Consider the following 25,654-nt stretch of genomic DNA (forward strand, 5'->3'; position numbering starts at 1 on the left):
CCAGGGACGGGATCGGGCTTAGCGGCCCGGCGCTGCGGCTTTGGGCGCGCGCAGCTGCCACGCGGCCACCAGCGCCAGCAGGCACAGGCCGGTGAGCAGCAGGAAGGTTTCGCCGAAGGCGGCGATGCGCGCCGGGCTGCTGACCGCGTTCTGCAGCGAGTCGCCATGCGCGGCGATGCGCCATTCGAGCACGATCCCGCACAGGCTCACGCCGGCTGCGCCGCCCAGCATGCGCACGAAGCTGATGGCGCTGGAGCCCTGCGCGATGAGCGGCTTGGCCAGCGGCCGCATGGCCCCCAGGTTGAGCGAGGGCAGGATGAACCCGAGCCCGATGCGCCCCAGCACCGCGAACACCACCAGCATCCACAGCCCGCTGGTCAGATCGACCAGCACCATGAGCGCAAACGAGATCGCCAGCAGCGCCAGGCCCGTGCCCACCAGCCAGTGCGTGGGGTGGCGGTCGGCCAGCCGGCCCACGATGGGAATGGTGATGGCCAGCACGATGCCCGCCGGCAGCATGATGGTGCCCACGTGCGAGGCCGACAGCTGCAGGCCCAGCTGCATGAACACCGGCAGCAGGTAGGTGGAGCCGAAGAGCGCCGTGCCGTAGATGAAGGCCACGATGCTGCCCATGGCGAACTGCCGGTATTCGAACAGGCGCAGGTCCATGAGCGGCGTGGCGCCGCGCGCCAGTTGCCGGCGCTGCCACGCGATGAAGACGGCCAGGGCCGCGAAGGCCGCCAGCAGCAGCGCGCCGGCCTGCAGGCCTGGCCCGCCGTGCAGCGCCACCAGGCCGTTGAGCAGGCACAGCGTGCCGACCGCGCCCAGCACCAGCCCGCGCCAGTCCAGCGCGTTGCCGGACTGGCCGGCCACGGCGCCGCCGGGGCTGCTGACCGGCACGAACCGATAGGCCAATGCGATGGAGGCGATGCAGAACGGCACCACCATGAAGAAGATCGAGCGCCAGCCGAACCAGTCCACCAGCAGCCCGCCGATGCTCGGGCCGATGGCCGGTGCCAGGACCACGCCCATGCCGAAGATGCCGCTTGCGCGGCCCTGCTCGTGCGGCTGGAAGGCGTAGAGGATGATGACCGCCGGAATCGGCTGCACCACGCCCGCGGCCAGCCCTTCGAGCACCCGGGCGGCCAGCACCAGCCCGTAGTGGCTGGCCACGCCGCCGCCGATGCCGCCCACCAGCAGCAGCACCATGGCGCCCACGTAGGTCGCGCGGTAGCCGAAGCGGGCCAGCAGCCAGGGGGTGGTGAGCATGGCGACCGTGGTGGCCACCATGAAACCCGACGACACCCACTGCGCGCGTTCCTGGCCGAGCGTGAAGTAGTGGCTCATGTCGGGAATGGCCACGTTCACGATGGTCGACGACATGATGGAGGCCATCGTGCCGACCATCACGGACAACAGGAGCAGCCAGCGGTAGCGCTCGCCGTACCGTTCGCGCAGCAGGGCGGTGGAGCCGGGACCGGTCATCGGGCGGAAATCGGGCAGGGGCCGGCCGGATCAGGTCCGCTCGGACCAGAGCTTTCCGCCGGTGGCCCAGTTCTCGCGCTTGACGTCGGTGATGAGGATGTCCACCGAGTCGGGCGAGCCGCCGAGGATTTCCACCGACACGCGGGTGATCTCTTCCACCAGCTTCTTCTTCTGTTCGATGGTGCGGCCTTCCATCATTTCGATGTGGTACGTCGGCATGTCGGTCCTTCAGGGAGTTCAAAAAAGGGAGCGGCCATCATATCGGCGCGCCGGTTGCCGCGCCCTGTGGCGCGGAGCCCGTTCCGGCCGCGCACCGGGGGCACAGGCAGGCGGTGCCGCGCTGGCCGGGGGCCAGTTGCGCCAGGGCCTGCACGGACACGTCGGCCGCCATGCACCAGCAATCCGCGGCGGGGGCGCCGGCTTCGATGGCGCACTGGTTGCGGCCACCGCACAGGGGGCAGCGGGAGGGGTCCAGCGGGGCGGGGGAGGGCGGTGCGGCGGTCATGGCGTCGGGGCAAGGCGCCAGTGTAGACCGCGCCAGTGCGGCGGGGTGCCGCACAGGGGAATGGGCAAAAATGCCTTCCGGCGCATATTCTTCTAGGGCATTGTGCTATTAATTAAATAGCAATCGATTGCCCGGCGGCGCCCGCGCCGGGCATGGGCCACCGGCCGTTCGCGTCAGCCCGCGAGGGCCGGCGCGTGCCGCGCTGCCGCGAGCGCCGGGCCGGCGCCATCGGCGTTGCCGACGCGGAACACCGCCACCGCGCGCACCAGTTGCGCCGTCTGCGATTCCAGCGAGCCGGTGGCCGCGGCCGCCTCTTCGACCAGCGCCGCGTTCTGCTGCGTCACCGTGTCCATCTGCGAGATGGCCTGGTTGACCTGCTCCAGCCCGGTGGTCTGCTCCTGGCTGGCCACGCTGATCTCGCCCACGAGGTCGGTCACGCGGCGCACGCCGTCCACCACCTCGCGCATGGCTTCGCCGGCCTGCTCCACCAGCCGGTTGCCCGAGTCCACGCGCTGCACCGAGTCGTCGATCAGGCCCTTGATCTCCTTGGCCGCCGCCGCGCTGCGCTGCGCCAGCGTGCGCACCTCGCCCGCCACCACGGCGAAGCCGCGGCCCTGCTCGCCGGCCCGGGCGGCCTCGACCGCCGCGTTCAGCGCCAGGATATTGGTCTGGAAGGCGATGCCGTCGATCACGCCGATGATGTCCACGATCTTGCGCGAGGCCGCGTGGATCTCGCCCATCGTGGAGACCACGTTGCCCACCACCTCGCCGCCGCGCACGGCCTTGTCCGAGGTGGCCTGCGCGAGCTGGTTGGCGGTGCGCGCGTTGTCGGCGTTCTGGCGCACGGTGGCGGTCATCTGCTCCATCGACGCGGCCGTCTGCTGCAGCGCGCTGGCCTGCTCTTCGGTGCGGCTGGACAGGTCCAGGTTGCCCCGCGCGATCTCGCTGGAGGCCACGGCGATGCCCTCGGCCCCGTGGCGCACCTGGCCCACGGCGGTGCGCAGTTGCTCGCCCATGGCGTTCAGCGTGCGCAGCAGCTGGCCGGTCTCGTCCTGCGCGGTGCTGTCGGACGACACGGTGAGGTCGCCCGTGGCCACGGTCTTGGCCATGGTCACGGCATCGTGCAGCGGGTGGGTGATGCTGCGCGTGATCGCCACGGCCAGCGCCAGCGCGATCAGCGTGGCCAGCGCGCCCAGCGCGATCAGCTGCAGCCGGCCGCTCTGGTAATTGGCCTGCACGGCTTCGGAGGATTCGTTGATCTGCGCGCGCTGGAAGTCCAGCATCGCCTGCAGGGCCTGCAGGTATTGCTCGCCCGCGGGGGTGAAGTCGGCGTTCAGGATGCGCTCGGCGTCTTCGGAGCGGCCTTCGGCCTTGGCCTTGTAGATGGCATCGCGGGCGACGACGAAGCGCTTGCGCTCTTCGCCGGCCTTGTCGAACAGGGCCTGCTCCTGCGGGCTGCTGATGAGCTTGGACAGCTGGCTCTGCTGCTCGGACGACATCTTGGAGGCCGCTGCGTTGTCCGCCGCGAACTGCTGCGCCAGGGTGGAGTCGGTGCTGCGGGCCACCACGCTGTGGCGGCGCACGTTGCTGAAGATGGTGCGGTACCAGTCGGAGATGAGCCGCTCCTTGGTCAGGGGCAGGGCCATCATCGAAGCCGTCTCTTGCGCCACCGACTGCAATTTCCAGGTGCCCACGCCCAGCATGGTGACGATGAAGAGGATGAGCACGCCGAAGGCCAGGCCCAGGCGTTTTCCGATGGAAATGTTTTGGAGGTTCATGGTGAGGCTAGGGAAAACCCTTGGTTGGGTGGCGATTCTCTCCGCATTGATCCAGCGCAACTACAAACCCTTACGCATTGCCGGAACATATGGATTTACCCGGATACCCCTGTTAAGCCGTGCTTTTCGGGCGCCCAACGACAACGGGGCACCCGGATGGGTGCCCCGTCGACGGGGGGCTGGCCGGCACTCCAGGCGCCGGCCGGGCGGAAGGTGCCGAGCCGGTTCAGCGCACGGCGGCGCCGGCCTTCACCTTCAGCCGCCAGGCGTGCAGCAGGGGCTCGGTGTAGCCGCTGGGCTGCTCCACGCCCTTGAAGACGAGGTCGCACGCGGCCTGGTAGGCGGCCGATTCGGCGAAGCGCCCGGCCATCTTCTGGTACAGCGGATCGCCGGCGTTCTGCTGGTCCACCACGGCGGCCATGCGCTCGAAGGTTTCGCGCACCTGCGCTTCGGTCACCACGCCGTGCAGCAGCCAGTTGGCCATGTGCTGGCTGCTGATGCGCAGCGTGGCGCGGTCCTCCATCAGGCCCACGTTGTGGATGTCGGGCACCTTGGAGCAGCCCACGCCCTGGTCGATCCAGCGCACCACGTAGCCCAGGATGCCCTGGGCGTTGTTGCGCAACTCCAGCTCCTGCTGCTTCTCGGCATCGCGCCACTTTGGGTTGGCGGTGATGGGGAGCATCAACAACCGGGTCAAAATGTCGCCATTCCTTGCGATCAAACCTCTTCATCGCGGTTTGTGCAACCTAGCCGAGTTGCTCACCATAATGCACCATTCGTTTAAGTGAAAGTTGTCATGCCTGCGATTGATACATCTGTAGCCGTTAGGCAAATGCAAGAACCCGAGCTTTTGGCATATCGGCCGGAAGCGCGTGCTTTCAAAATCGAAGATTTAATGCTGGAGATAACGCTAGGGAGACTTCGGATTCCCACATTTCAGCGCCGTTTAGCTTGGGATCGTTCCGACGCACGCAAGTTGGTTGATAGCTTATATCGTGGATATCCGGTGGGTACCTTACTGTTCTGGCAAACCAGTGCTCCTGCAGACCAGTGGCGTTGGGGGGCGCTCGAAATTCGAGCAGATGAGCGGCAGGATGCTTGGTTGGTCGTGGATGGTCAGCAAAGGCTTGTTTCGTTGGCCCGTGTTCTGTTGACTTCGGACACGCAGTCGGAAGACTTTGCGTTGTACTTTGATTTGGACTCATCCGAGTTCGTCTTTCCACCTTCGCAAGGAGCCGTGGAGGAGGATGCATCCCGATGGTTGCCATTGAATCGTGTGTTGGACTCCGAGAAACTGTTTGAGTGGTTGTACGAGAAGGAACCAAGCAAGGAACGCCGAGAGCGTGCGTTGCAGTTGGGAAAGCGGTTAAGGGAATACGACATTCCTGCGTACATTGTTCGCAGTGAAAGCGAAGGTACCTTACGTGAGATTTTTGGTCGTCTCAACTCTATGGGAAAGCGCCTAGAGGCGTCGGAAGTGTTCGATGCGCTCAACGGCGCGCGTAATGGGCAACGACCTTCGACGTTGTCCCAGATGGCCTTGGAGTTAATGCAATCGACCAATTTTGGGCGCCTAGACGATGACATTCTGTATCGTTTACTCCGCGTTCTGCATGGCGTAGATGTGATTCAAAGTGGTCGAGATGATCCGCTTCGCTTGGACGGGGCACTGGCGGAAAGCTTGTATACCCAGACCGAGCACGCTGTGCGACTCGCAATGGACTTCATCTCTAGAGATGCGGGAATCCCACACTATCTGCTCCTGCCTTATAAGCAGCCGCTTGTGACGTTGGGTAAGTTCTTTCATTTCCATCCAGAGCCCAAGCCTCGCTCTCGAGAGTTGTTGGTTCGCTGGATTTGGCGCGGAGCCCTCACAGGCGCACATCGGGGTGATTCTGTTTCTACCCGTACGGCGTTGGATCACGTGGTTGCAGGTGATGAAGAGGGGTCTGTTCAGCGCATGTTGGCAATGGTTGGGCGCACAGAGCCCAGCTTGCCGCAGGTTCAAGACCGGTTTCACTTTCGCTATGCGGCCAGCAAATTGCAGGCTTTGGCCTTGTTGGATTTGGCTCCCAGAGATCTGGAGTCAGGCGAGGTGTTAGATATCGCAAGCCTATTGAACTACCGTGAAGAAAAAAAGGATCCCCCATATCCTACGATCATCAAGTCCACGGCAGATATGCTTCCGCTTCTTTTGACGGGTGCCAATCGCATAGCACATCCAAATCGGCCAGGGTTGCGCAAAGCCGTAGAAGAGGCGGACATGGCGATATTAGCTTCCCATGGCATTCAAGAGCCAGCATTACGAGCGCTTCAGCGCGACGATCTCGCCGAATTCTTGAGGCAGCGTGCCCGCCACTTGCAAACGCGCTTCGCGGAGGTGTTTGCTCGTCAAGCACGTTGGCAGGATTCGGATCGCCCGTCCATCGGTGCGCTGGTCATTGCAGACGAAAGCTAGGGCGATGAGCAAGGTCATCAGGCAGCTTCGAGTGTTGCTCAATGAAGTCCCGGTAGGTCGCTTGACGCTTGACGACGCAGAAATTTGCGAGTTCCATCTTTATGAGTCTTATCGCAAATCATCGCCTCGCTTGGTGCTAGGGCAACAGTTTGAGGATGATTTGTTCAAGCATTACCGTGCGCGGTCGCGTTTGCCGCGCTGGTTCTCCAATTTATTGCCCGAGGGGGCGTTGCGGAAGTTGGTGGAGGAGCAAGCAGGTCATCGAGAGTTTGATCTGTTGGTGCGTTTGGGAAAAGATCTTCCAGGGGCTGTACGCATCGAAGTGGAGCCCAACGTGGGGGGCACTGAGGAGAGCGCCGATTGGATGGCGGACAGCGACCCTGCATCACCGTTAGATGACGGGACATGGCATTTTTCGCTTGCAGGTGTCCAGCTGAAGTTCTCTGCGAACCGCATAGACCGGGGAATGACGATTCCAGTTTCTGGGCAAGGAGGCGATTGGATATTGAAGTTGCCAGACCCCCGATTCCCTAATGTGCCTGCTAACGAGTACGCCACTATGCGTTGGGCGGCAGCCAGCGGCATCAACATTCCAGAGATTGATTTACTGGACTTGAGTTCAGTCATTGGATTACCACAAGAAGGCGTTCCTAGGCATGAGACGCAAGCATTTGCTATTCGGAGATTTGATCGCCCGAGCGCGGATGGGCGCGTGCATATGGAAGACCTTGCTCAGGTTTTGAATCTCTACCCCGAGCAGAAGTACAGTCAATTCAACTATGAAACGATCGCCCGCTTGACCTTGGAGTTGGCAGGTCACGCGGCACTCAAGCAACTGGTGACGAGGTTGGTCTTCATGCTGGCTAGTGGCAATGGTGATGCTCACCACAAGAACTGGAGTTTCTTGTACCCCGATGGTGTCCGTGCCGAACTATCCCCTGCCTATGATCAAGTTTCAACAATCCAGTACATGACCAGTGATTCGTTGGCGCTCAATTTGGGAGGAACCAAGTTATGGGCGGACAAGCGCGTAGAAACCTTTGTGCGATTGGCGCGGAAGATTGGATTTGATGAGCGCGAAATGGGCGACTGGGTGGGTGAGGCTGTGACTGCCGTGTGTGGAGCTTGGAGCGCAGCTGCGACCGACTTCGGGTATGACCAAATGACCAGAAAAAGGATCGAAAGCCATATGAATGAAATTCCTGTCTTGAAGGGCGCATAAAAAATAGCTGCTAGCGCTTATCAATAAGTCGCTGGCAGCTTTTTTTGCAAGCAAATACTCAGGCCGCCGCCTTCACCTTCAGCCGCCAGGCGTGCAGCAGGGGCTCGGTGTAGCCGCTGGGCTGCTCCACGCCCTTGAAGACGAGGTCGCACGCGGCCTGGTAGGCGGCCGATTCGGCGAAGCGCCCGGCCATCTTCTGGTACAGCGGATCGCCGGCGTTCTGCTGGTCCACCACGGCGGCCATGCGCTCGAAGGTTTCGCGCACCTGCGCTTCGGTCACCACGCCGTGCAGCAGCCAGTTGGCCATGTGCTGGCTGCTGATGCGCAGCGTGGCGCGGTCCTCCATCAGGCCCACGTTGTGGATGTCGGGCACCTTGGAGCAGCCCACGCCCTGGTCGATCCAGCGCACCACGTAGCCCAGGATGCCCTGGGCGTTGTTGTCCAGTTCCTGTTGCTTTTCGGCATCGCTCCACTGCGGCGTGGCGGTGACGGGCACCGTGAGCAGGCCGGTCAGCAGGTTGTCGCGCTCGGCGTTGGCGTCGGTCTTTTCCAGCTCCTTCTGCACCTCGGCCACGTTGACCTGGTGGTAGTGCAGCGCGTGCAGCGTGGCGCCCGTGGGGCTCGGAACCCAGGCGGTGTTGGCGCCGGCCTTGGGGTGGGCGATCTTCTGTTTGAGCATCTCGGCCATCAGGTCGGGCATGGCCCACATGCCCTTGCCGATCTGCGCCTTTCCGCGCAGGCCGCACGACAGGCCCACGAGCACGTTGTTCTTCTCGTACGACTGGATCCAGGCGCTGGCCTTCATGTCGCCCTTGCGCACCATGGGGCCGGCCTGCATGGCGGTGTGCATCTCGTCGCCCGTGCGGTCCAGGAAGCCGGTGTTGATGAACGCCACGCGTGCCGAGGCCGCGGCGATGCAGGCCTTGAGGTTGACGCTGGTGCGGCGCTCCTCGTCCATGATGCCCAGCTTGACGGTGTTTTCGGCCAAGCCCAGCAGTTGCTCCACGCGGCCGAACAGGTCGCTGGCGAAGGCCACCTCGGCCGGGCCGTGCATCTTGGGCTTGACGATGTAGACGCTGCCCTTGCGCGAGTTGCGGATGCCGCCCTGCCCCTTGCCCTGCAGGTCGTGCAGCGCGATGGTGGTGGTGACCACGGCGTCCAGGATGCCTTCGGGAATCTCGCGCTGCGTGCCCTGCGCATCGGTCCACAGCACGGCCGGGTTGGTCATGAGGTGGCCCACGTTGCGCAGGAACATGAGCGAGCGGCCGTGCAGGCGCACCTCGCCGCTGCCGTCCGGGGCGGTGTACAGGCGGTCGGGGTTCAGGCCGCGCGTGAAGGTCTTGCCGCCCTTGCTCACCTGCTCGGTGAGGTCGGCCTTCAGGATGCCCAGCCAGTTGGCGTAGCCGTTGACCTTGTCCTCGGCATCGACGGCGGCCACGGAGTCTTCCAGGTCCAGGATGGTCGAGAGCGCGGCTTCCACCACCAGGTCGCTCACGCCGGCGGGATCGGTCTTGCCGATGGGCGTGCTGCGGTCGATCTGCAGGTCCAGGTGCAGGCCGTGGTGGCGCAGCAGCACGGACGAAGGCGCCGACGCCTCGCCCTGGTAGCCCACGAACTGGGCCGGCTCCTGCAGGCCGGTGGTGCCGCCGCCTTCCAGCGCGACGACCAGCTGGCCGCCTTCCACGCGGTAGCCGGCGGCGTTCTTGTGCGTGCCCTGGGCCAGCGGCGCGGCCTGGTCGAGCACCTCGCGGGCGAACGCGATCACGCGGGCGCCCCGCACGGGGTTGTAGCCCTGGCCCTTTTCGGCGCCGTCGGTCTCGGGGATGGCGTCGGTGCCGTAGAGCGCGTCGTACAGCGAGCCCCAGCGCGCGTTGGCCGCGTTGAGCGCATAGCGCGCGTTCAGGATCGGCACCACCAGCTGCGGGCCGGCCTGCGTGGCGAGTTCGTCGTCCACGTTGGCGGTGGTGGCCTGCACATCGGCCGGCTGGGGCACCAGGTAGCCGATCTGTTCGAGGAAGGCGCGGTACGCCGCCATGTTCTGCACCGGGCCCGGGTTGGCGCGGTGCCAGGTGTCGAGTTCGGACTGCAGGCGGTCGCGCTCGGCCAGCAGGGCGATGTTGCGCGGGGCCAGGTCGGACACCAGCGCGCTGAAGCCCTTCCAGAACGCCTCGCTGTCCACGCCCGTGCCGGGCAGGACCCGGTCTTCGACGAAGCGGTGCAGGGAGGTGGCCACTTGCAGGCCGTGAACGGTGGTGCGGTCGGTCATGGAGGTCTCTTGGGTCTGGGAAAGGGTGGATGCGAACCGGCAACGGCCGCTAGGGACCGTCACCACGATGTCGACCCACTGTATTGCAAATCTTTCCAGACATAAACCGCCTGAAAATCTCAGAACCAGTGACTTTTACGCACAAATGAAGAAAGCGGCGGCGGGGTCCGGGCGGGGTTGCGCGGCCGCCCGGAGCGCTTGGGGTAGCCGTCAGCCGCGCCCGGCCATGGCCCGCGCGTCCACCCTTCGGTCGTATTCGTCGCCCGTGAGAAACCCCAGCGCCACGGCGGCGGCCTTCGGCGTGATGCCGCGTTCCATGGCCTCGCGCGTGATGCGGGCCACGCGGTCGTAGCCCAGCACCGGGTTCAGGGCGGTGGCCAGCAGCAGGGCGTTGTCCACGTTGGCGGCCAGGCGGTCGGTGTCGGCCTCGATGCCCTGCACCAGGCGCTCGGCGAACACGCGGGCGCTGTCGGCCAGCACGCGGATGGACTGCAGCAGGTTGTGGATGAGCACCGGCTTGGCCACGTTCAGCTCGAAGTGGCCCGATGCGCCGGCCAGCGTGATGGTGGTGTGGTTGCCCATCACCTGCCAGGCGGCCTGCGCCACCACCTCGGCGATGGTCGGGTTGCGCTTGCCCGGCATGATCGACGAGGTGAGCCCGTCGTCCGGGATGCGCAGCTCGCCGAGGCCGCAGCGCGGGCCCGAGCCCAGGAGCCGCAGGTCGTTGGCGATCTTGGCCAGCGACGCGGCGACCACGTTCAGCGCGCCGGACACCTCCACCAGCGCATCGTGCGCGCCCATGCCCTCGAATTTGCTCGGGTTGGGCGTGAAGGCCATGCCGGCCAGCGCGCTGGCCTCCTCGCAGAACGCCACGTCGAAGCCGGGCGGCGCATTCAGCCCCGTGCCGGCCGCGGTGCCGCCCTGCGCCAGCAGGCACAGGCGGGGCAGGGTGGCGTGCAGCCGGTCGATGCCATGGCCCACCTGGTGGGCGAAGGCGTCGAAGCCCTGGCCCAGCGTCATGGGCACGGCGTCCATCAGGTGGGTGCGCGCGATCTTCAGCACGCCGGCGAAGGCGGTGGCCCGCTCCTGCAGGCGCGACTGCAGCAGCGCGAGCGCGGGCACCAGTCGGTCGCGCAGCTCCAGCGCCGTCGCCAGGTGCATCACGGTCGGAAAGGTGTCGTTGGACGACTGCGAGGCGTTCACGTGGTCGTTCGGGTGCACCGGGCTGCGCGTGCCCGGCGGCTGGCCCAGGCACTGGTTGGCGCGGTTGGCCAGCACCTCGTTGGCGTTCATGTTGGTCTGCGTGCCCGAGCCCGTCTGCCAGATGGTGAGCGGAAAGTGCGCATCCAGCAGGCCGGTGCGCAACTCCTCGGCGGCGGCCTCGATGGCGTCGGCGCGCGGGGCGTCCAGCGTGCCCAGGCGGCGGTTGGCGCGGGCCGCCGCCTGCTTTTGCAGGCCGAAGGTGTGCAGCAGGCAGGCCGGAAAACGCTCCTCGCCGATGTCGAAGACCGCCAGCGCGCGCTGGGTCTGCGCGCCCCACAGGCGGTCGGCGGGGATCTCGACCGGCCCGAAGGCGTCGTGCTCGGTGCGGGTGGCGGCGCCCATGCGGTCAGTCCAGTGAGATCCTGGCCTCGGCCGCCACCTTGCGCCAGCGCTCCACCTCGGTGGCGGTGTGTCTGGCCAAGGCGTCCGGCGTGTACTGGTCGTCCGGCAGCATGCGGATGCCCTGCGCGGCCATCCTGTCGGTCCAGGCCTTGTCGGCCAGGGCCTTGGTGTAGGCCTGGTAGACCTTCTGGATGGCCTCGCGCGGCGTGCCCTTGGGGGCGTAGATGCCGTACCAGGTGGCAGTCTCGAAGCCGGGAATCACCTTCTGGCCCAGCGGGGGCACGCCCGGGAACTGCGGCATGGCCTTGTCGGAGGTGAGCGCCACGGCGCGCACGCGATCTCCGGCCAGCTGGGGCAGGGCGGTGTTGGTCTGGTCGAACATCGCATCGACCTGGCCGGCCACCAGATCGGTCATGGCCGGGGCCGCGCCCTTGTACGACACGGAGGTGATCTCGACCTTCGCGCGGCTGGCGAACAGCGCCGCCACCAGGTGCGAGGTGGAGCCCACGCCGGCGTTGCCGAAGTTGAGCTTGCCCGGGTTCTGCTGGCCGTGGGCGATCAGGTCCTCGGCCGTCTTGTACGGCGAGTTCTTGCCCACCAGCAGCACCAGGGGCGTGTCGGGGAAGCGGAAGACGGCGTCGAAGTCCTTCACCGGGTCGTAGGCCAGCTTCTTGTACAGCGAGGGCGCGGCGCCCATGTACCCCATGTGGCCGACGAGGAAGGTGTAGCCGTCTGCCGGCGCGCGCGCCGCCTTGGCGCTGCCGATGGTGCCGCCGGCGCCCGGCGTGTTCTCGATGATGATCTGCTGGCCCAACTGCGTGCTGGTGCGCTGCGCGATGTCGCGCGCCATGGCGTCGGTGGGGCCGCCGGCGGCGAAGGGCACGATCCAGGTGAGCGGCTTGGCGGGGTAGCCCTGCGCCTGGGCGGCGAAGGCGAAGGCGAGGGTGGCGGCGGCCAGCGCCACGGCGGCGCGGCGGAAGGTCGAAGGTTGCATGCGTGTCTCCGGTTGACGTTCTTGGGAATCAGCTTTTTTTCTGCGCGCGCGACAGGGCCAGTGCGCGGTCCACCATCCCGGGCGCGGCGCCCAGGTAGTTGCGGGGATCGGTGAGGCGGTCGATCGCCGCGCGGTCGAAGTGCGCCGACACCTCGGGCAGCCGCGCCAGCGCATCGGCCAGCGTGCCGCCCTGCGTGTTCACGGTGCGGCAGGCGCCGTAGACGATGTCGTGCGCCTGCTGGCGGCCGGTGAACGGGGCCAGGCCCATCATCACGGCCTCGGCCACGATCAGGCCGTCCGTCATGTCCAGGTTCCTGGCCATGCGGTCTTCGTTGACGATCAGGCCGCCGAGCATGAAGCGCGCCTGGTTCAGGGCCCCGGCGGTGAGCACGAAGCTCTCGGGAATGGCGATCCACTCGGCGTGCCACGGGCCGGTGGCGCGCTCCAGGTCCTGCACCATGGCGTCCAGCATCAGGCCGGCATGCTGGCGCACGGACTTGGACGCCGCCAGCATCAGTTCGCTGGAGATCGCATTGCGCTTTTGCGGCATGGTGCTGCTGGCGCCGCGGCCGGGCACGAAGGGCTCGAACACCTCGCCGAACTCGGTGGCCGACAGCAGCATCACGTCGTAGGCGATCTTGCCCAGCGAGCCGGTCACCAGGGCCAGGAAGTTCACCGCCTCCGCCAGCCCGTCGCGCGCCACGTGCCAGGTGGTGGCGGGCACGCCCAGCTGCAGCTCCTCCATCAGCAGACCCTGCACCTCCAGCCCGCGATCGCCCAGCGAGGCCAGCGTGCCTGCGGCGCCGGCGAACTGGCCGACGAGCACGCGCTTTTTCAATTCCTGCAGCCGCTCGGCATGGCGGTCGAACATCGCCAGCCAGATGGCGGCCTTGTAGCCGAAGGTGATGGGCAGCGCGTGCTGCAGATGGGTGCGCCCGGCCATGGGCGTGTCGCGGTAGCGCTCGGCCAGGCCGGCCAGGATGCCGCGCAGGGCCGCGATGTCGGCCTCCACCAGCGCCAGCGCGTCGCGCACCTGCAGCACCGTGGCCGTGTCCATGATGTCCTGGGTGGTGGCGCCCCAGTGCACGTAGCGGCCGGCGTCGCCGCACTGCTTCACCAGCTGGTGCACCAACGGCAGGATGGGGTAGCCGACAATGTCGGTCTCCTGGCGCAGCAGCTCGAAGTCGAGCGCGTTCAGGTCGCAGCGCGCGGCGATCTCGCGGGCCGCTTCGGCCGGAATCACGCCGCAGCGGCCCTGCGCGGTGGCCAGCGCCACCTCCACTTCGATGTAGCGGGCGACGAGCGTGCGGTCGGCGAAGATCGCGCGCATGGCGGGCGTGCCGAAAGCGTCGCGAAAGAGCAGCGAGTCGATGGCGGTGCTGGAGGCAAAGGCGGGGGTGGTCATGGTGTCGGTGGTTGCGTCGGCGTCCGCGGGTGATTAAGTTCGGACATATGAATTATTGTGTTTATGTACGTACATAAAGAAAATCCGGGTTTACCCCGGGTGAAAGGCTGCGCCCATGGCTGAGCCGCGCTATGCGCTGGTGGCGCGCCATCTGTCGGAGCGCATCGCCGCGGGCGAATACGTGGTGGGCGCGCTGCTGCCGACCGAGCTGGAGCTGTGCGACCGCTACGGCGTGAGCCGCCACACGGTGCGTGCCGCGATCTCGGAACTGCAGCAGTCCGGCCTGGTGTCGCGCCGCAAGAAAGTGGGCACGCGCGTGGAGGCGGCCACGCCCAATGCGCACTACAAGCAGACGCTGGCCTCGCTGGACGACCTGGTGCAGTTCGGCGCCACGCACGTGCGCGAGGTGCGCCGCATCGAAGAGGTGGTGCTCGACCGCGACCTGGCCGCCGAGCTGGGCTGCGCCGCCGGCAGCCGCTGCCTTGCCATCGCCAGCCTGCGCCGGGACGGTGCCGCGCCGCACCTGCCTATCGCCTGGACGGTGGTCTACGTGGATGCGGCCCGCTTCGACGCGCAGGAGCTGGCCGAACATGTGCGCGCCGCGCCCGACGTGCTGGTCAGCAGCCTGCTGGAGGCGCAATACGGCCTGCGCATCGCCAAGGTGCGGCAGGACATCGTGGGGGCGCTGGTGCCGGAGTCGCTGGCCGAAGAGCTGCAGGCGCCCGCCGGTTCCGCGGCGCTGAAGATCGTTCGCCGCTACGTGGACACCGGCGGCGAACTGATGGATGTGAGCGTGACGCTGCACCCAGCCAGCCGCTACACGCTGTCGATGCAGCTCACCCGCGCGGCCGTCTAGGCGCGGCTGCGGGAGCGATCGGCGCGGGGCGGGGCGACCCCGTGCAATTCATGGGGCAGAGTTTGCTATTTTTTTGATAGCTATACGCCCTAGAATTAATTGCACTGGTGCCCGATTTCGCTTGAAGTCCTACGTCAGCAATCAGCGTGGAACCCGCATGCATCCGTGACATCCATCCGCATAATCGGCGCCCATGGACAAGCTCAAGGCCTTCGAGTCATTCGTGTCGGTGGCAACGCGCGGCAGCCTCACCGCGGCCGCCAAGGCCGAAGGCGTGGCCCCGGCCATCATGGGGCGCCGGCTCGATGCGCTGGAAGAGCACCTGGGGGTCAAGCTCATGGTGCGCACCACGCGGCGCATCCACCTCACGCACGAGGGCAGCGCCTTCCTGGAAGATTGCCAGCGCCTGCTGTCCGACGTGGCGAATGCCGAGGCCAGCGTGTCCGCCGGCGGCGTCAAGGCCACCGGGCACCTGCGCATCACCGCGCCGGCCGGTTTTGGGCGGCGCCACGTGGCGCCGCTGGTGCCGCGCTTTCGCGACCTGCATGCCGAGGTGACCATCTCGCTCAACCTGAGCGACCGCGTGGTCGATCTGGCGGGCGAGGGGTTCGACTGCGCGGTGCGCGTGGGCGACCTGCCCGATTCTTCCCTGGTGAGCGTGCGCATCGCCGACAACCGGCGCCTGTGCGTGGCCACGCCGGCGTACCTGGCGCGCCACGGCACGCCGCGCCACCTGGGCGATCTGGCGCAGCACGCCTGCCTCACGCTCTCCAGCGACGCCTCGCAAACGCGCGGCTGGGCCTTTCGCATGCCCGCGGCCGAGGGCGGCGGCACCGAGGTTGTGCACTTCAAACCCGGCGGTCCGCTGGACTGCTCGGACGGGCAGGTGCTGCACGACTGGTGCCTGGGCGGCTGGGGCATCGCCTGGCGCAGCACCTGGGAGGTCGAGGCCGAGATCGCCGCGGGCCGCCTGGCCGCCGTGCTGGAAGACTTCGCCGCGCCGCCCAACGGCATCTACGTGGTCTTTCCCCAGCGCAAGCACATGCCGCTGCGCGTGCGGCTGTGGATCGACTACCTCAAGCACCATTACGGCCAGCCCGAGTTCTGGCGCCGCACGGCGGGCCCTGCCGCCGCCCCATCCACCCAAGAAGGAGCCTTGCCATGACCCACCATTCCCCACCGAGGCGGCGCGGCGCGGCGGCGCGCGCCGCGGGCATGGCCTGGCCGGGACGCGGCCGCGCGGGCGCGGCGCTGGCCCTGCTGGCGGCCGCCGCAATGCTGGCCGGCTGCGCGGGTGGGCCGCCAACGGCCCCGGAAGCGCCCCAGGCGCCCGTGGCGGGCCGAAGCCCGGCCCCGGAATCCGCACGGCCGGCCGCTCCCGGCCCCGGCGCGGCACGCGGGGCGCATCCGGTTGCGCCCGGCATCGTCAGCGTGGAGTACGACGATCCCTCCCGCTTCAGCGATGCCCGAATGGGCCCGCACGAGTCCGACCGCGCGCGCCGGGCGTGGGTCGATGCCCTGTGCCAGCACCTGTCCGAACGCGCGGCCGCCGCGCTGCCCGATGGCGAGCGGCTGGCGGTGCGCATCACCGACGTGCAGCGCGCGGGCGGGTTCGAGCCCGGGCGCGGCGCGCAGCTGGCGCAGGTGCGCATCGTGCGCGACGTGTATCCGCCGCGCATCGACCTGGAGTTCCAGCGGACGGCGGCCGATGGCCGCGTGCTGCAGTCCGGTCGCCGCGAGCTGCGCGATCCTTCGTTCCTGTCCCGCGCGGGGCGGGGCGGCAGCGATCCGATGCGGTATGAAAAGGCGCTGCTCGACGACTGGGTGCGCCAGGACATCGGAGCGCCTTCGCCGCAGTGATGCGGCGAAGGCGGCACCCCGTGGCGCTGCCTTCGCCGCCTGCGCGGGTCAGCGGCCGGGCCCGACGACCGCCGGGTCCTTCAGTGCCGTGTTGATCCGGTCGATGTAGGCGCTGGCGTTGGCATTGCCCGGGTCGGGGTTGCCCGACACGTAGTACGCCAGCCCCTGCTGCAGGCCGCCGTGGTCGGCCACGCGCTGGGCCAGGTTGGATGCCGCCATGCGCAACTGCGTCGTCACGCTGCCCTGGTATTGCTCGGTGGAGACCTTCTGGCCGCCGACCCGTTCGTTGCCGGGGCCGCCGTCCGCCCATTCGCGGCCGTCCAGGAACTTGCGGGAAATCTGCCCCAGGCCGATGGAGGTGTTGTTCTCGCCGGCACGGCCCAGGTCGCCTTCCAGCTTCATGGCGCCCTGAAAGCCCTTGGAGAAGGCGTTGGATTCCACCTCCAGCTGGGCGCGGAACACGTTGGGGTCGAGGCCGTATTCCCTGGCCGTGGCATCGGCCGCCTTGCCGAAGTCCGCCTGGGTCTGGATCTGCGCGTCCTTTTGCGACTCGTCGCCGCGCAGCACCGGCTCGAATTTCGGGTAGACCTTGCCCGCACCTTCCGCCACGCTCTGCGTGCCGAAGTCGTTGCCTGCCGTGCCGCTGCCGGGAATGGCCGGGCTGGTAGAGGGCGCTGGTGCCAGGACCGTGTCGGCGGTGCCGTCGTGCGTTGGCGTGGGAGCCGGAGCGCCCGAGGGGGGGCTGGCCGGACCGGCGGACGGGCTGGGTGCCGGGCCAGGTGATGGACTGGGTGACGCGCTGGGGGGCGCGCTCGCGGGGCTGGAAGCCGGGGTGCCGCCGGGCTGGCTGGACGGCGCGTCGTTTTTCTTGCCCAGCTTCTCCAGCAGGCTGACGAGCAGCATTTCCAGGACCTTTTTGATGAGATCCTGCTGCAGGGTGGTGCTCTGGTCGCCCTGGAGCCAGGCGTTGGGCTGCGTGTGGGAGATGGACTGGATCGGCATGGACATGCCTCGCAACAATGGAGAGGCTTTCACTGTTGCGCCAGTCCCGGAGATTGCGCACGCGCACCCGAAGCGCTGCACCGGCGAACGAAACGCGGCGCAGGCTGCCGTAGGCGCGCTACCATCGCGCCGCCCCCACTCCAAGGAACGCCACATGACCACCGAAGCCCTGCTGGCCTATGCCCATTTCCTGGCCATTCTCACCATGGTCACCTTCCTGGCCAGCGAAGCCGCGCTGTGCCGCCCGGCCTGGCTGAACGCGGCCGCGGTGGAGCGGCTGGCGCAACTGGACCGGTTCTATGGCATCGCGGCCCTGGCCGTGCTGGCCACGGGGCTGGCCCGCGTCGGCTGGGGCATCAAGGGTGCGCAGTGGTATGGAATGCAGCCGCTGCTGCATGTGAAGGTGGGGCTCTTCGTGGTGGTCGGGCTGATCTCCATCGCGCCCACCCTGCGGTTCCTGCGCTGGCGCAAGGCCCTGCGCGCCACGGGCGCGCTGCCGGACGAGGCGGCGATCCGCAGCACCCGGCGCCTGGTCATGATCGAGGCGCACCTGCTGGTGCTGATCCCGCTGGCGGCCACGTTCCTCGCGCGGGGCGTCGGCACCCGCTGAACGCCCCGCGCCCAGCAAAAAAGCCCCGCAATGCGGGGCTTTTTGACGAAAGGCGGGCCGGTGGCCGGATCAGGCGGCGGGCTTGTTGCTCAGGCACTGCTTCATGAAGGCCTTGCGCTCGTCGCCCTTGAGCGCCTTGGTCTTGGCGTCGGCGTTGCAGGTGGTCATCTTGCCCTGCTGGGCGGCCTGCTTGTCGGCGCTCAGGCAGTCCTTCATGAAGGCCTTGCGTTCGTCGCCCTTGAGTGCCTTGGTCTTGGCATCGGCGTTGCAGGTGGCCATCTTGCTCTGTTGAGCGGTGGGGGCCTTGGCCGGCGCGGAGGCGGCGGCTGCGGGGGCATCGGCGGCATGCGCCGTGGCGAAGGAGAGGGCGAGGCCGGCGGCGGCCACCACGGAGAGCAGATTCTTCATGTCGTATTCCTGCAAAAAGTGGATAGGAAGCCCCCCGTCGACGCGCACCCCGCGAGGCTGTTCAGCATAACGTCATGGCCGAAAGTTTGGATGACGGGCGGCCCGTAGAATCGCCGCATGCTCTCCGTCAAACAGGAATTGCTCTCGGCGCTCGCCGGCGAGCTGGAAAAATTGTCGCCCGGCGCTGCCGGGCGTGCTGCTTTTGAATCCCCCAAGGTGGCGGCGCACGGCGATTTCGCCTGCACCGCCGCCATGCAGCTGGCCAAGGCCGCCAGGCAGAACCCCCGGCAACTGGCCGAAACGCTGCGCGAGGCCCTGCTGGCCACGCCGGCCTTCGGCCGCTGGGTCGAGGCGCTGGAGATCGCCGGCCCCGGCTTCATCAACATCCGCCTGAAGCCCGCCGCCAAGCAGGAAGTGGTGCGCGAGGTGCTGGCCGCCGGCGAGCGCTTCGGGCAACAGCCGGACAACGGGCGGAAGGTGCTGGTCGAGTTCGTCTCGGCCAACCCCACGGGCCCGCTGCACGTGGGCCACGGCCGCCAGGCGGCCCTGGGCGATGCGATCTGCAACCTCTTCGCCACGCAGGGCTGGAAGGTGCACCGCGAGTACTACTACAACGATGCGGGCGTGCAGATCCACACGCTCACGCACAGCACGCAGCTGCGCGCCAAGGGCTTCAAGCCCGGCGACGACTGCTGGCCCACCGATCCCGAGAATCCCGCCAGCAAGGGGTTCTACAACGGCGACTACATCCAGGACATCGCCAACGACTTCCTCGCGAAGAAGACGGTGCAGGCCACCGACCGCGCCTTCACGGCCAGCGGCGACGTGGAGGATGTGGAGTCCATCCGCAACTTCGCGGTGGCCTACCTGCGCCACGAGCAGGACAAGGACCTGCAGGCCTTCAACCTGAAGTTCGACGAGTACTACCTGGAGTCGAGCCTGTACACCAGCGGCCGCGTCGAGGCCACGGTGAACCGGCTGGTCGCCAACGGCAAGACCTACGAGCAGGACGGCGCGCTGTGGCTCCAATCCACCGACTACGGTGACGACAAGGACCGCGTGATGCGCAAGCAGGACGGCTCGTACACGTACTTCGTGCCCGACGTGGCCTACCACATCTCCAAATGGGAGCGCGGCTACACCAAGGTCGTCAACATCCAGGGCACGGACCACCACGGCACCATCGCCCGCGTGCGCGCCGGCCTGCAGGCCGCCGACGTGGGCATTCCGCAGGGCTACCCCGACTACGTGCTGCACACCATGGTGCGCGTGGTCAAGGGCGGCGAAGAGGTCAAGATCAGCAAGCGCGCCGGCAGCTACGTGACGCTGCGCGACCTGATCGAGTGGACCAGCAAGGATGCCGTGCGCTTTTTCCTGCTGAGCCGCAAGCCCGACACCGAATACACCTTCGACGTCGATCTGGCCGTGGCGCAGAACAACGACAACCCGGTGTACTACGTGCAGTACGCATATGCACGTATTCGCTCCGTGCTCGCCGCTTGGCACGCGCAACGCCGGGGTGATGACCCAAATATCTCGGATGAAAAACTCGAAAGCTTGGCGCCAGCAGAACTAGAAAGCTTGGGTGAACTTGCTCGATCAGATCAAAACTTTGCGTTCATATTGAATGAACTTAAAGACGTGGACCTGTCCGCGCTCGAAGGCCCGCAGGCCCAGGCGCTGATGCTGCAATTGGGCAAATACCCCGAAATGCTCACCGCCGCGACCGAGGGCGAGGCGCCGCACGACGTCACTTTTTACCTGCGCGACCTGGCCGCGAGCTACCACAGCTACTACGACGCCGAGCGCATCCTGGTGGACGACGAAGCCGTCAAGCGCGCGCGCCTGGCGCTCGTCGCCGCCACCGCACAGGTATTGCACAATGGCCTGGCCGTGCTGGGCGTATCGGCGCCAGCCAGAATGTGAGTGTTTACGGATATGACAAAACAGCAACGTGGGGGCACCGCCATCGGCTTCATCCTCGGGGTGGTCGTGGGCCTGGGGGCGGCGCTGGGCGTGGCCGTGTATGTGACCAAGGTGCCGGTGCCCTTCCTCAACAAGGGCGGTGCGCGCAATGCCGATCAGGACGCCGCCGAATCCCAGAAGAACAAGAACTGGGATCCGAATTCGCCGCTGTACGGCAAGAACCCGGCGCGCCCGCCCGTGCCCGCCAGCTCGACGCCCGCGGTGGCCGGTGTCGCACCGGCCCCTGCGAGCAACGCTTCGGTGCCCGCCGCCGTGGCTGCCGCTTCGGCGCCTCGGGGTGCCGCCAGCAAGCCGGCCGCCTCGTCCGATCCGCTGGGCGATCTGGCCAAGGCCCGGGCCGCCAGCGCGCCCGGCGGCGCCGAGCCGTTTGATTACTTCGTGCAGGCCGGTGCCTTCCGCACCCAGGGCGACGCGGATGCGCAGCGCGCCAAGCTGGCCATGCTGGGCTGGGAGGCCCGGGTGAGCGAGCGCGAGCAGAGCGGCCGCACCGTCTTTCGCGTGCGCGTCGGCCCCTTCACCAAGCGCGACGATGCCGAAATGCTCAAGGACAAGCTCGATGGCGCGGGCGTCGAATCCGCGCTGGTGCGCGTGCAGCGCTGAACTTTTCCCGCAGGCTGCCGCTCACAACCCTCTGACCGAACAAGGAGTGTCTTTTTCATGAAACGCCGCGAGTTTTCCCTGTCCACCGCCACGGCCGTGGCCGCTTCCGCCCTGACGCTGCCCCTGGCGACGCCCGCCATGGCCCAGGCCCGCCAATTCAAGGAAGGCAAGGACTACGTCAAGCTCGCCAAGCCCGTGGCCAGCGATGTGCCCGCCGGCAAGGTCGAGGTCATCGAGTTCTTCTGGTACAGCTGCCCCCACTGCAACGCCTTCGAGCCCACGCTGGAAGCCTGGATCAAGGCGGCGCCCAAGGACCTCGTCATCCGCCGCATGCCCGTGGCGTTCAACTCCAGCTTCGCACCGCAGCAAAAGCTGTACTTCGCCCTGGAAAGCATGGGCAAGGTCGGCGATCTGCACGCCAAGGTGTTTCGCGCCGTGCACGTGGAAAAGCAGGCCCTCAACAAGGACGACCTGATCTTCGAATGGATCGGCAAGCAGGGCGTGGACGTGGCCAAGTTCAAGGAGGCTTACAACTCCTTCTCCGTGTCCAACCAGTTGCGCAAGGCCGCCCAGCTGCAGGAAGCCTACGGCGTGGAAGGCGTGCCCTCGATGGGCGTGGCCGGCCGCTACTACACCGATGGCACCATGGCCGGCAACATGCAGGGCGTGCTGCAAGTGGTGGAGTACCTCGCTTCCACCGCCGCCAAGGGCGGTTGATCCCCCCGCCCCTGTGCGATGCAAGCCCGCGTTTGCGGGCTTTTTCTTTGCTGCTCCCGGATCGCGCCAAGGGGTGGCTACAATCTTTGCAAGATTCGTGCCCTATGAGAAAACGCCTCCTACCGATCCTCCTGCTTGCCGCCCTGGCTTTCGCCATGGGGGGCACCCGCGCCGAAAAGGCCGACCGCAACAAGCCCATGAACATCGAGGCCGATGCACTGCGCCACGATGAGCTCAAGCAAACCAGCGTCTTCACCGGCCGCGTGGTGGTCACCAAGGGCACCATCCTGCTGCGCGGCGCGCGGCTGGACGTCCGGCAGGACCCCGATGGCTTCCAGTACGGCACCATGACGGCCGAGGCCGGCAAGCGGGCCTTCTTCCGGCAAAAGCGCGACACGGCGCCCGGCATGCCCGACGAGTTCGTCGAGGGCGAGGGCGAGGTCATCGAGTACGACGGCCGGGCCGATCTGGTGCGGCTCATCCGCCGCTCGGAACTGCGCCGCTACCGCGAATCCACCCTCACCGACGAGATGGCCGGTGCCCTCATCGTCTACAACAACCTGACCGACGTGTTCACCGTCGATGGCCAGAAGGCCGCCCCCGCCGGCAGCAACACCGCGGCCACGCCCGGAGGCCGCGTGCGCGCGGTGCTCTCGCCCAAGGAGACTCCGGCCAAGGCCGGGGCGCCCGCTGCGGCCCCCACCTCGCCGGCCCCCGCGCTGCGGCCCAGCGGCGAACTGGGCGGCGGCGCGAAGTGATGGCGGCGGCACACCCTTCCGACGCCTCGGCGGCCGGCACCACGAGCCGGCTGGAGGTCGAGCACCTGCAGAAGTCCTACGGCAGCCGCAAGGTGGTCAAGGACGTGTCGATGGTCGTGCAAAAGGGCGAGGTCGTCGGCCTGCTCGGCCCCAACGGCGCGGGCAAGACCACCTCGTTCTACATGATCGTGGGGCTGGTGCGCAGCGACGGCGGCGACATCCGCATCGACGGCCATTCGGTGGCCGACATGCCCATCCACCGCCGCTCGCGGCTGGGCCTGTCCTACCTGCCGCAGGAAGCGTCGATCTTCCGCAAGCTGACGGTCGAGGAAAACGTGCGCGCCGTGCTGGAGCTGCAGCGCGACGAGAACGACAAGGCCCTGAGCCGCGACGAGATCGAGTCGCGCCTCACCGCCCTGCTGCAGGAGCTGCGCGTGGAGCACCTGCGGGCCTCCCCGGCCCTGGCGCTGTCGGGCGGCGAGCGCCGCCGCGTGGAGATCGCGCGGGCCCTGGCCACGCAGCCGCGCTTCATCCTGCTCGACGAGCCGTTCGCGGGCATCGACCCCATCGCCGTGATCGAGATCCAGCGCATCATCGGGTTCCTCAAGGCGCGGGGCATCGGCGTGCTCATCACCGACCACAACGTGCGCGAGACCCTAGGCATCTGCGACCACGCGTTCATCATCAGCGATGGGCGCGTGCTGGCGCGGGGCACGCCCTCCGAGATCGTGGACAACGCCGAGGTGCGGCGCGTGTACCTCGGCGAGCATTTCAGGATGTGAGCATGGCGTCCACGCTGGTCATCGTGTTGACTGCGCTGCTCCCCGCGGGGGCTCTCGCGCCTCGGGGCGGCCCGGCGGCACCGGTGTGATGAAGCCGGGGCTGTCGCTGCGCGTCTCGCAGCATCTGGCACTCACGCCGCAGTTGCAGCAGTCCATCCGGCTGCTGCAGTTGTCCACCCTGGAACTGTCGCAAGAGGTCGAGCAGATGCTCGACGAAAACCCCTTCCTCGAACGCACCGCCGAAGAGGCCGCGCGCGAAGAATTCGGCCTGCCGCAGGCCGATGCGCCCGTGAGCGAGGACGATCGCCACACCGAAGAGGCCATCTATTCCGGCGCGCCCGGCGAGTCCAGCGCGGCGGTGGAGTCCTCTTCGGAGGGCGATGCCGCGAGCGCCGCCGAGGCGCCGGGCAGCGCCGACGCCCCCGACTGGGAGGGCGACGGCACCGTCGAGATGGCGCCGGACGACGGCGAATGGGGCGGCGACGCCCCGGCGCGCACGCGCACGGCCGGCGAGGGCGACGAAGCCGATGCCACCGAACTGGCCCGCAGCCACGAGTCGCTCACCGCCTACCTGCACCGGCAGGCGCTGGGCCTGCGCCTGTCCGAGGTCGACACCGCCGCTTTGCGCTTTCTCATCGAGTCGCTCAACGACGATGGCTACCTGGAAGAATCGCTGCCGTCGCTCGCCGTGAGCCTGGCGGGCGAGGACGACACCGAGCAGGTCGAGGAGCTGGTGCACCGCTTCACCGTGGCGCTGGGCCTGCTGCAGAGCCTGGACCCGGTGGGCGTGGGCGCGCGCGGACTGGCCGAGTGCCTGACCCTGCAGCTCAAGGCGCTGCGCGAGGACGGCGAGGGCGACCCCGACGTGGTGCAGACCGCGCTGCGCATCTGCCAACAGCCGCTGGAGATGCTCGCGCGGCGCGACGTGCGCCGCCTGGCGCAGGCCTGCGGCGGCGGCGAGGAGCGCACGCGCGCGGCCATGGCGCTGATCGCCCGCCTGGAGCCCCGGCCCGGCCGCGCCTTCGCCGAGGTGGAGCGCAACATCATCGTGCCCGACGTCATCGTGAAGAAGACCGGGCGCGGCACGCAGCAGAACTTCAGCGTGCAGCTCAACCCCGATGTGATGCCGCGCCTGCGCGTGCACGACATCTACGCCGGCGCGCTGCGCGGCAACCGTGGCGGCGAGGGCCACCAGGGCCTGCAGCAGCGGCTGCAGGAGGCGCGCTGGTTCATCAAGAACATCCAGCAGCGCTTCGACACCATCCTGCGCGTGTCGCGCGCCATCGTGGACCGGCAGAAGAACTTCTTCGTGCACGGCGAGCTGGCCATGCGGCCGCTGGTGCTGCGCGACATCGCCGATGAACTGGGCCTGCACGAGTCCACCATCAGCCGCGTGACCACGGCCAAGTACATGGCCACGCCGCAGGGCACGTACGAACTCAAGTATTTCTTCGGCTCGGGCCTGGGCACCGAGACCGGGGGCAACGCCTCCAGCACGGCGGTGCGGGCACTCATCAAGCAGTTCGTCTCGGCCGAGAGCCCGGCCAAGCCGCTGTCGGACAGCCAGATCGCCGAGATGCTGAAGGAGCAGGGCATCGAGTGCGCACGCCGCACCGTGGCCAAGTACCGCGAGGCGCTCAAGATCGCGCCGGCCAACCTGCGCAAGGCGCTGTAGCCCGCGCCGCGAAAGACGCCGGCCCCTCAGCCCAGCAGTTGCGGATTCAGCCGCCAGACCGTGAAGTTCAGCGCGGCGGCGAAGGTGATCCAGGCCAGGTAAGGCACCAGCAGCGCCCCGGCCAGCGGCCTCAGCCGCCAGAACGCCACCAGGGTGGCGGCCACGCAGCACCACAGCAGGCCGATGTCGGCCAGCGCCCAGGCGCCCTGGTGCCACTGGAAGAACAGCCAGCTCCACAGCGCATTGAGTGCCAGCTGCACGGCGAACAGCCACAGTGCGCGCCGGCGCAGGGCCCCTGCGGGCTCGCGCCATACCAGCCAGGCGGCAACGCCCATCATGGCGTACAGCGCGCTCCACACCGGCCCGAACAGCCAGGCGGGCGGTGCCCAGGCCGGCTGGGTGAGCTGGGCGTAGAACTGCGGGGCCTGGACCGATGCGATGCTGCCGACCGCAGCAGCCACGAAGGCGATCGCGAGCCAGCCGGCCAGGGCGAGCCAGATGCGTGGCGTGAGGGGGGCTCGGCCGGGGCGGGCCGGCGCCGAAGGGGTGCGCGAGGGCAGGGTGGGGGTCATCGCGCCATCATGGCCGCCGGGGGGCCTTGGCGCCGTCAGCGAAGGCCGAAAGAAGGGCGCTCGCGGGCTTGAATGCCACCCGGCGCCCCTGTCCTTTATCGCTGATTGGG

The 25,654-nt window shown here is 67.7% G+C and carries 23 protein-coding genes and 1 pseudogene; 12 read left to right on the top strand and 12 right to left on the bottom strand.

Annotation, left to right across the window (positions count from 1 at the left end; genetic code table 11):
* Nucleotides 1–18: 18 nt before the first annotated feature.
* The 5 genes and pseudogenes from R1Z03_RS18300 to R1Z03_RS18320 form a co-directional block, all read right to left on the bottom strand.
* Entirely contained in the window at nucleotides 19–1,485 is a 1,467-nt protein-coding gene (locus tag R1Z03_RS18300) for a DHA2 family efflux MFS transporter permease subunit (protein WP_272565741.1), read from the bottom strand.
* Nucleotides 1,486–1,515: 30 nt separating this feature from the next.
* Complete coding sequence (locus R1Z03_RS18305) at nucleotides 1,516–1,704, bottom strand: 4-oxalocrotonate tautomerase (RefSeq protein ID WP_272549570.1); 189 nt, start codon at nucleotides 1,702–1,704, stop codon at nucleotides 1,516–1,518.
* A gap of 37 nt (nucleotides 1,705–1,741) precedes the next feature.
* A complete protein-coding gene (locus R1Z03_RS18310; RefSeq protein ID WP_317353682.1) occupies nucleotides 1,742–1,990 on the bottom strand; it encodes a cysteine-rich CWC family protein in 249 nt (82 codons plus the stop codon).
* A 173-nt stretch (nucleotides 1,991–2,163) separates the two neighbouring features.
* A complete protein-coding gene (locus R1Z03_RS18315; RefSeq protein WP_317353684.1) occupies nucleotides 2,164–3,768 on the bottom strand; it encodes a methyl-accepting chemotaxis protein in 1,605 nt (534 codons plus the stop codon).
* Between the two features lie 226 nt (nucleotides 3,769–3,994).
* Nucleotides 3,995–4,465 (bottom strand): annotated as a pseudogene (locus R1Z03_RS18320) (malate synthase G); the annotation flags it as partial.
* Nucleotides 4,466–4,600: 135 nt separating this feature from the next.
* On the opposite strand from R1Z03_RS18320, the gene R1Z03_RS18325 reads away from it, so the two are divergent.
* Both R1Z03_RS18325 and R1Z03_RS18330 read left to right on the top strand, forming a co-directional pair.
* Nucleotides 4,601–6,226, top strand: coding sequence for a DUF262 domain-containing protein (locus tag R1Z03_RS18325; RefSeq protein WP_317353687.1), 1,626 nt, complete (start codon nucleotides 4,601–4,603; stop codon nucleotides 6,224–6,226).
* Between the two features lie 4 nt (nucleotides 6,227–6,230).
* Nucleotides 6,231–7,448, top strand: a complete 1,218-nt coding sequence (locus R1Z03_RS18330; RefSeq protein WP_317353690.1) for a type II toxin-antitoxin system HipA family toxin — start codon at nucleotides 6,231–6,233, stop codon at nucleotides 7,446–7,448.
* A gap of 58 nt (nucleotides 7,449–7,506) precedes the next feature.
* Here R1Z03_RS18330 and R1Z03_RS18335 read toward each other — a convergent pair whose 3' ends face one another.
* The 4 genes from R1Z03_RS18335 to R1Z03_RS18350 form a co-directional block, all read right to left on the bottom strand.
* A complete protein-coding gene (locus R1Z03_RS18335) occupies nucleotides 7,507–9,714 on the bottom strand; it encodes a malate synthase G (protein ID WP_317353691.1) in 2,208 nt (735 codons plus the stop codon).
* A gap of 210 nt (nucleotides 9,715–9,924) precedes the next feature.
* A complete protein-coding gene (locus R1Z03_RS18340) occupies nucleotides 9,925–11,319 on the bottom strand; it encodes a class II fumarate hydratase (RefSeq protein ID WP_317353694.1) in 1,395 nt (464 codons plus the stop codon).
* 4 nt (nucleotides 11,320–11,323) lie between these two features.
* Nucleotides 11,324–12,313 (bottom strand): tripartite tricarboxylate transporter substrate-binding protein, encoded by a 990-nt coding sequence (locus R1Z03_RS18345; RefSeq protein WP_317353697.1) that lies wholly within the window; start codon nucleotides 12,311–12,313, stop codon nucleotides 11,324–11,326.
* 28 nt (nucleotides 12,314–12,341) lie between these two features.
* The gene (locus R1Z03_RS18350) at nucleotides 12,342–13,718 is read right to left on the bottom strand and encodes an adenylosuccinate lyase family protein (RefSeq protein WP_317353700.1); all 1,377 of its coding nucleotides are present in this window, start codon (nucleotides 13,716–13,718) and stop codon (nucleotides 12,342–12,344) included.
* Between the two features lie 115 nt (nucleotides 13,719–13,833).
* On the opposite strand from R1Z03_RS18350, the gene R1Z03_RS18355 reads away from it, so the two are divergent.
* From R1Z03_RS18355 to R1Z03_RS18365, 3 genes are all read left to right on the top strand, one after another.
* Nucleotides 13,834–14,574, top strand: a complete 741-nt coding sequence (locus tag R1Z03_RS18355) for a GntR family transcriptional regulator (protein ID WP_317353702.1) — start codon at nucleotides 13,834–13,836, stop codon at nucleotides 14,572–14,574.
* A 193-nt stretch (nucleotides 14,575–14,767) separates the two neighbouring features.
* Entirely contained in the window at nucleotides 14,768–15,739 is a 972-nt protein-coding gene (locus R1Z03_RS18360) for a LysR family transcriptional regulator (protein ID WP_317353703.1), read from the top strand.
* The gene (locus R1Z03_RS18365; protein ID WP_372588168.1) at nucleotides 15,736–16,434 is read left to right on the top strand and encodes a DUF3016 domain-containing protein; all 699 of its coding nucleotides are present in this window, start codon (nucleotides 15,736–15,738) and stop codon (nucleotides 16,432–16,434) included. Before R1Z03_RS18360 ends, R1Z03_RS18365 begins: the two co-directional genes overlap by 4 nt.
* Nucleotides 16,435–16,482: 48 nt before the next feature.
* Here R1Z03_RS18365 and R1Z03_RS18370 read toward each other — a convergent pair whose 3' ends face one another.
* On the bottom strand, nucleotides 16,483–17,436 hold the full coding sequence (locus R1Z03_RS18370; protein ID WP_317353705.1) for an FmdB family transcriptional regulator: 954 nt from the start codon (nucleotides 17,434–17,436) through the stop codon (nucleotides 16,483–16,485).
* Nucleotides 17,437–17,590: 154 nt separating this feature from the next.
* On the opposite strand from R1Z03_RS18370, the gene R1Z03_RS18375 reads away from it, so the two are divergent.
* A complete protein-coding gene (locus R1Z03_RS18375; RefSeq protein ID WP_284394754.1) occupies nucleotides 17,591–18,046 on the top strand; it encodes a DUF2214 family protein in 456 nt (151 codons plus the stop codon).
* A 69-nt stretch (nucleotides 18,047–18,115) separates the two neighbouring features.
* On the opposite strand, the gene R1Z03_RS18380 is transcribed toward R1Z03_RS18375, so the two are convergent.
* The gene (locus tag R1Z03_RS18380) at nucleotides 18,116–18,454 is read right to left on the bottom strand and encodes a PsiF family protein (RefSeq protein ID WP_284406653.1); all 339 of its coding nucleotides are present in this window, start codon (nucleotides 18,452–18,454) and stop codon (nucleotides 18,116–18,118) included.
* A 117-nt stretch (nucleotides 18,455–18,571) separates the two neighbouring features.
* Between R1Z03_RS18380 and argS the strand changes: the two genes are divergently transcribed.
* The 6 genes from argS (at nucleotide 18,572) to R1Z03_RS18410 (ending at nucleotide 24,972) form a co-directional block, all read left to right on the top strand.
* A complete protein-coding gene (gene argS / locus R1Z03_RS18385) occupies nucleotides 18,572–20,380 on the top strand; it encodes an arginine--tRNA ligase (protein WP_317353709.1) in 1,809 nt (602 codons plus the stop codon).
* A gap of 12 nt (nucleotides 20,381–20,392) precedes the next feature.
* The gene (locus tag R1Z03_RS18390; RefSeq protein WP_284413356.1) at nucleotides 20,393–21,040 is read left to right on the top strand and encodes an SPOR domain-containing protein; all 648 of its coding nucleotides are present in this window, start codon (nucleotides 20,393–20,395) and stop codon (nucleotides 21,038–21,040) included.
* 57 nt (nucleotides 21,041–21,097) lie between these two features.
* Entirely contained in the window at nucleotides 21,098–21,757 is a 660-nt protein-coding gene (locus tag R1Z03_RS18395; RefSeq protein WP_284413358.1) for a thiol:disulfide interchange protein DsbA/DsbL, read from the top strand.
* A 104-nt stretch (nucleotides 21,758–21,861) separates the two neighbouring features.
* A complete protein-coding gene (gene lptA, locus R1Z03_RS18400; RefSeq protein ID WP_317353717.1) occupies nucleotides 21,862–22,515 on the top strand; it encodes a lipopolysaccharide transport periplasmic protein LptA in 654 nt (217 codons plus the stop codon).
* Nucleotides 22,515–23,297, top strand: coding sequence for an LPS export ABC transporter ATP-binding protein (gene lptB / locus R1Z03_RS18405; protein ID WP_317353720.1), 783 nt, complete (start codon nucleotides 22,515–22,517; stop codon nucleotides 23,295–23,297). The genes lptA and lptB overlap by 1 nt, the downstream gene beginning before the upstream one ends.
* An 88-nt stretch (nucleotides 23,298–23,385) precedes the next feature.
* On the top strand, nucleotides 23,386–24,972 hold the full coding sequence (locus tag R1Z03_RS18410) for an RNA polymerase factor sigma-54 (protein ID WP_317360421.1): 1,587 nt from the start codon (nucleotides 23,386–23,388) through the stop codon (nucleotides 24,970–24,972).
* A gap of 26 nt (nucleotides 24,973–24,998) precedes the next feature.
* On the opposite strand, the gene R1Z03_RS18415 is transcribed toward R1Z03_RS18410, so the two are convergent.
* Nucleotides 24,999–25,544, bottom strand: coding sequence for a TspO/MBR family protein (locus R1Z03_RS18415; protein WP_317353723.1), 546 nt, complete (start codon nucleotides 25,542–25,544; stop codon nucleotides 24,999–25,001).
* Nucleotides 25,545–25,654: the final 110 nt, after the last annotated feature.

This window comes from Acidovorax sp. BLS4, assembly GCF_032929295.1.
Lineage (GTDB): Bacteria > Pseudomonadota > Gammaproteobacteria > Burkholderiales > Burkholderiaceae_C > Paracidovorax.

Excerpts from the sequence above, each read along its gene's own strand:
- R1Z03_RS18300 (WP_272565741.1), bottom strand. The coding sequence starts at position 1,485 with ATGACCGGTCCCGGCTCCACCGCCCTGCTGCGCGAACGGTACGGCGAG.
- R1Z03_RS18315 (WP_317353684.1), bottom strand. The coding sequence starts at position 3,768 with ATGAACCTCCAAAACATTTCCATCGGAAAACGCCTGGGCCTGGCCTTC.
- R1Z03_RS18330 (WP_317353690.1), top strand. The coding sequence starts at position 6,231 with ATGAGCAAGGTCATCAGGCAGCTTCGAGTGTTGCTCAATGAAGTCCCG.
- R1Z03_RS18310 (WP_317353682.1), bottom strand. The coding sequence starts at position 1,990 with ATGACCGCCGCACCGCCCTCCCCCGCCCCGCTGGACCCCTCCCGCTGC.
- R1Z03_RS18395 (WP_284413358.1), top strand. The coding sequence starts at position 21,098 with ATGAAACGCCGCGAGTTTTCCCTGTCCACCGCCACGGCCGTGGCCGCT.
- lptB (WP_317353720.1), top strand. The coding sequence starts at position 22,515 with ATGGCGGCGGCACACCCTTCCGACGCCTCGGCGGCCGGCACCACGAGC.
- R1Z03_RS18345 (WP_317353697.1), bottom strand. The coding sequence starts at position 12,313 with ATGCAACCTTCGACCTTCCGCCGCGCCGCCGTGGCGCTGGCCGCCGCC.
- R1Z03_RS18340 (WP_317353694.1), bottom strand. The coding sequence starts at position 11,319 with ATGGGCGCCGCCACCCGCACCGAGCACGACGCCTTCGGGCCGGTCGAG.
- R1Z03_RS18305 (WP_272549570.1), bottom strand. The coding sequence starts at position 1,704 with ATGCCGACGTACCACATCGAAATGATGGAAGGCCGCACCATCGAACAG.
- R1Z03_RS18355 (WP_317353702.1), top strand. The coding sequence starts at position 13,834 with ATGGCTGAGCCGCGCTATGCGCTGGTGGCGCGCCATCTGTCGGAGCGC.
- R1Z03_RS18365 (WP_372588168.1), top strand. The coding sequence starts at position 15,736 with ATGACCCACCATTCCCCACCGAGGCGGCGCGGCGCGGCGGCGCGCGCC.
- R1Z03_RS18350 (WP_317353700.1), bottom strand. The coding sequence starts at position 13,718 with ATGACCACCCCCGCCTTTGCCTCCAGCACCGCCATCGACTCGCTGCTC.
- R1Z03_RS18370 (WP_317353705.1), bottom strand. The coding sequence starts at position 17,436 with ATGCCGATCCAGTCCATCTCCCACACGCAGCCCAACGCCTGGCTCCAG.
- R1Z03_RS18380 (WP_284406653.1), bottom strand. The coding sequence starts at position 18,454 with ATGAAGAATCTGCTCTCCGTGGTGGCCGCCGCCGGCCTCGCCCTCTCC.
- R1Z03_RS18410 (WP_317360421.1), top strand. The coding sequence starts at position 23,386 with ATGAAGCCGGGGCTGTCGCTGCGCGTCTCGCAGCATCTGGCACTCACG.
- R1Z03_RS18375 (WP_284394754.1), top strand. The coding sequence starts at position 17,591 with ATGACCACCGAAGCCCTGCTGGCCTATGCCCATTTCCTGGCCATTCTC.
- R1Z03_RS18335 (WP_317353691.1), bottom strand. The coding sequence starts at position 9,714 with ATGACCGACCGCACCACCGTTCACGGCCTGCAAGTGGCCACCTCCCTG.
- R1Z03_RS18390 (WP_284413356.1), top strand. The coding sequence starts at position 20,393 with ATGACAAAACAGCAACGTGGGGGCACCGCCATCGGCTTCATCCTCGGG.
- R1Z03_RS18360 (WP_317353703.1), top strand. The coding sequence starts at position 14,768 with ATGGACAAGCTCAAGGCCTTCGAGTCATTCGTGTCGGTGGCAACGCGC.
- R1Z03_RS18415 (WP_317353723.1), bottom strand. The coding sequence starts at position 25,544 with ATGACCCCCACCCTGCCCTCGCGCACCCCTTCGGCGCCGGCCCGCCCC.
- argS (WP_317353709.1), top strand. The coding sequence starts at position 18,572 with ATGCTCTCCGTCAAACAGGAATTGCTCTCGGCGCTCGCCGGCGAGCTG.
- lptA (WP_317353717.1), top strand. The coding sequence starts at position 21,862 with ATGAGAAAACGCCTCCTACCGATCCTCCTGCTTGCCGCCCTGGCTTTC.
- R1Z03_RS18325 (WP_317353687.1), top strand. The coding sequence starts at position 4,601 with ATGCAAGAACCCGAGCTTTTGGCATATCGGCCGGAAGCGCGTGCTTTC.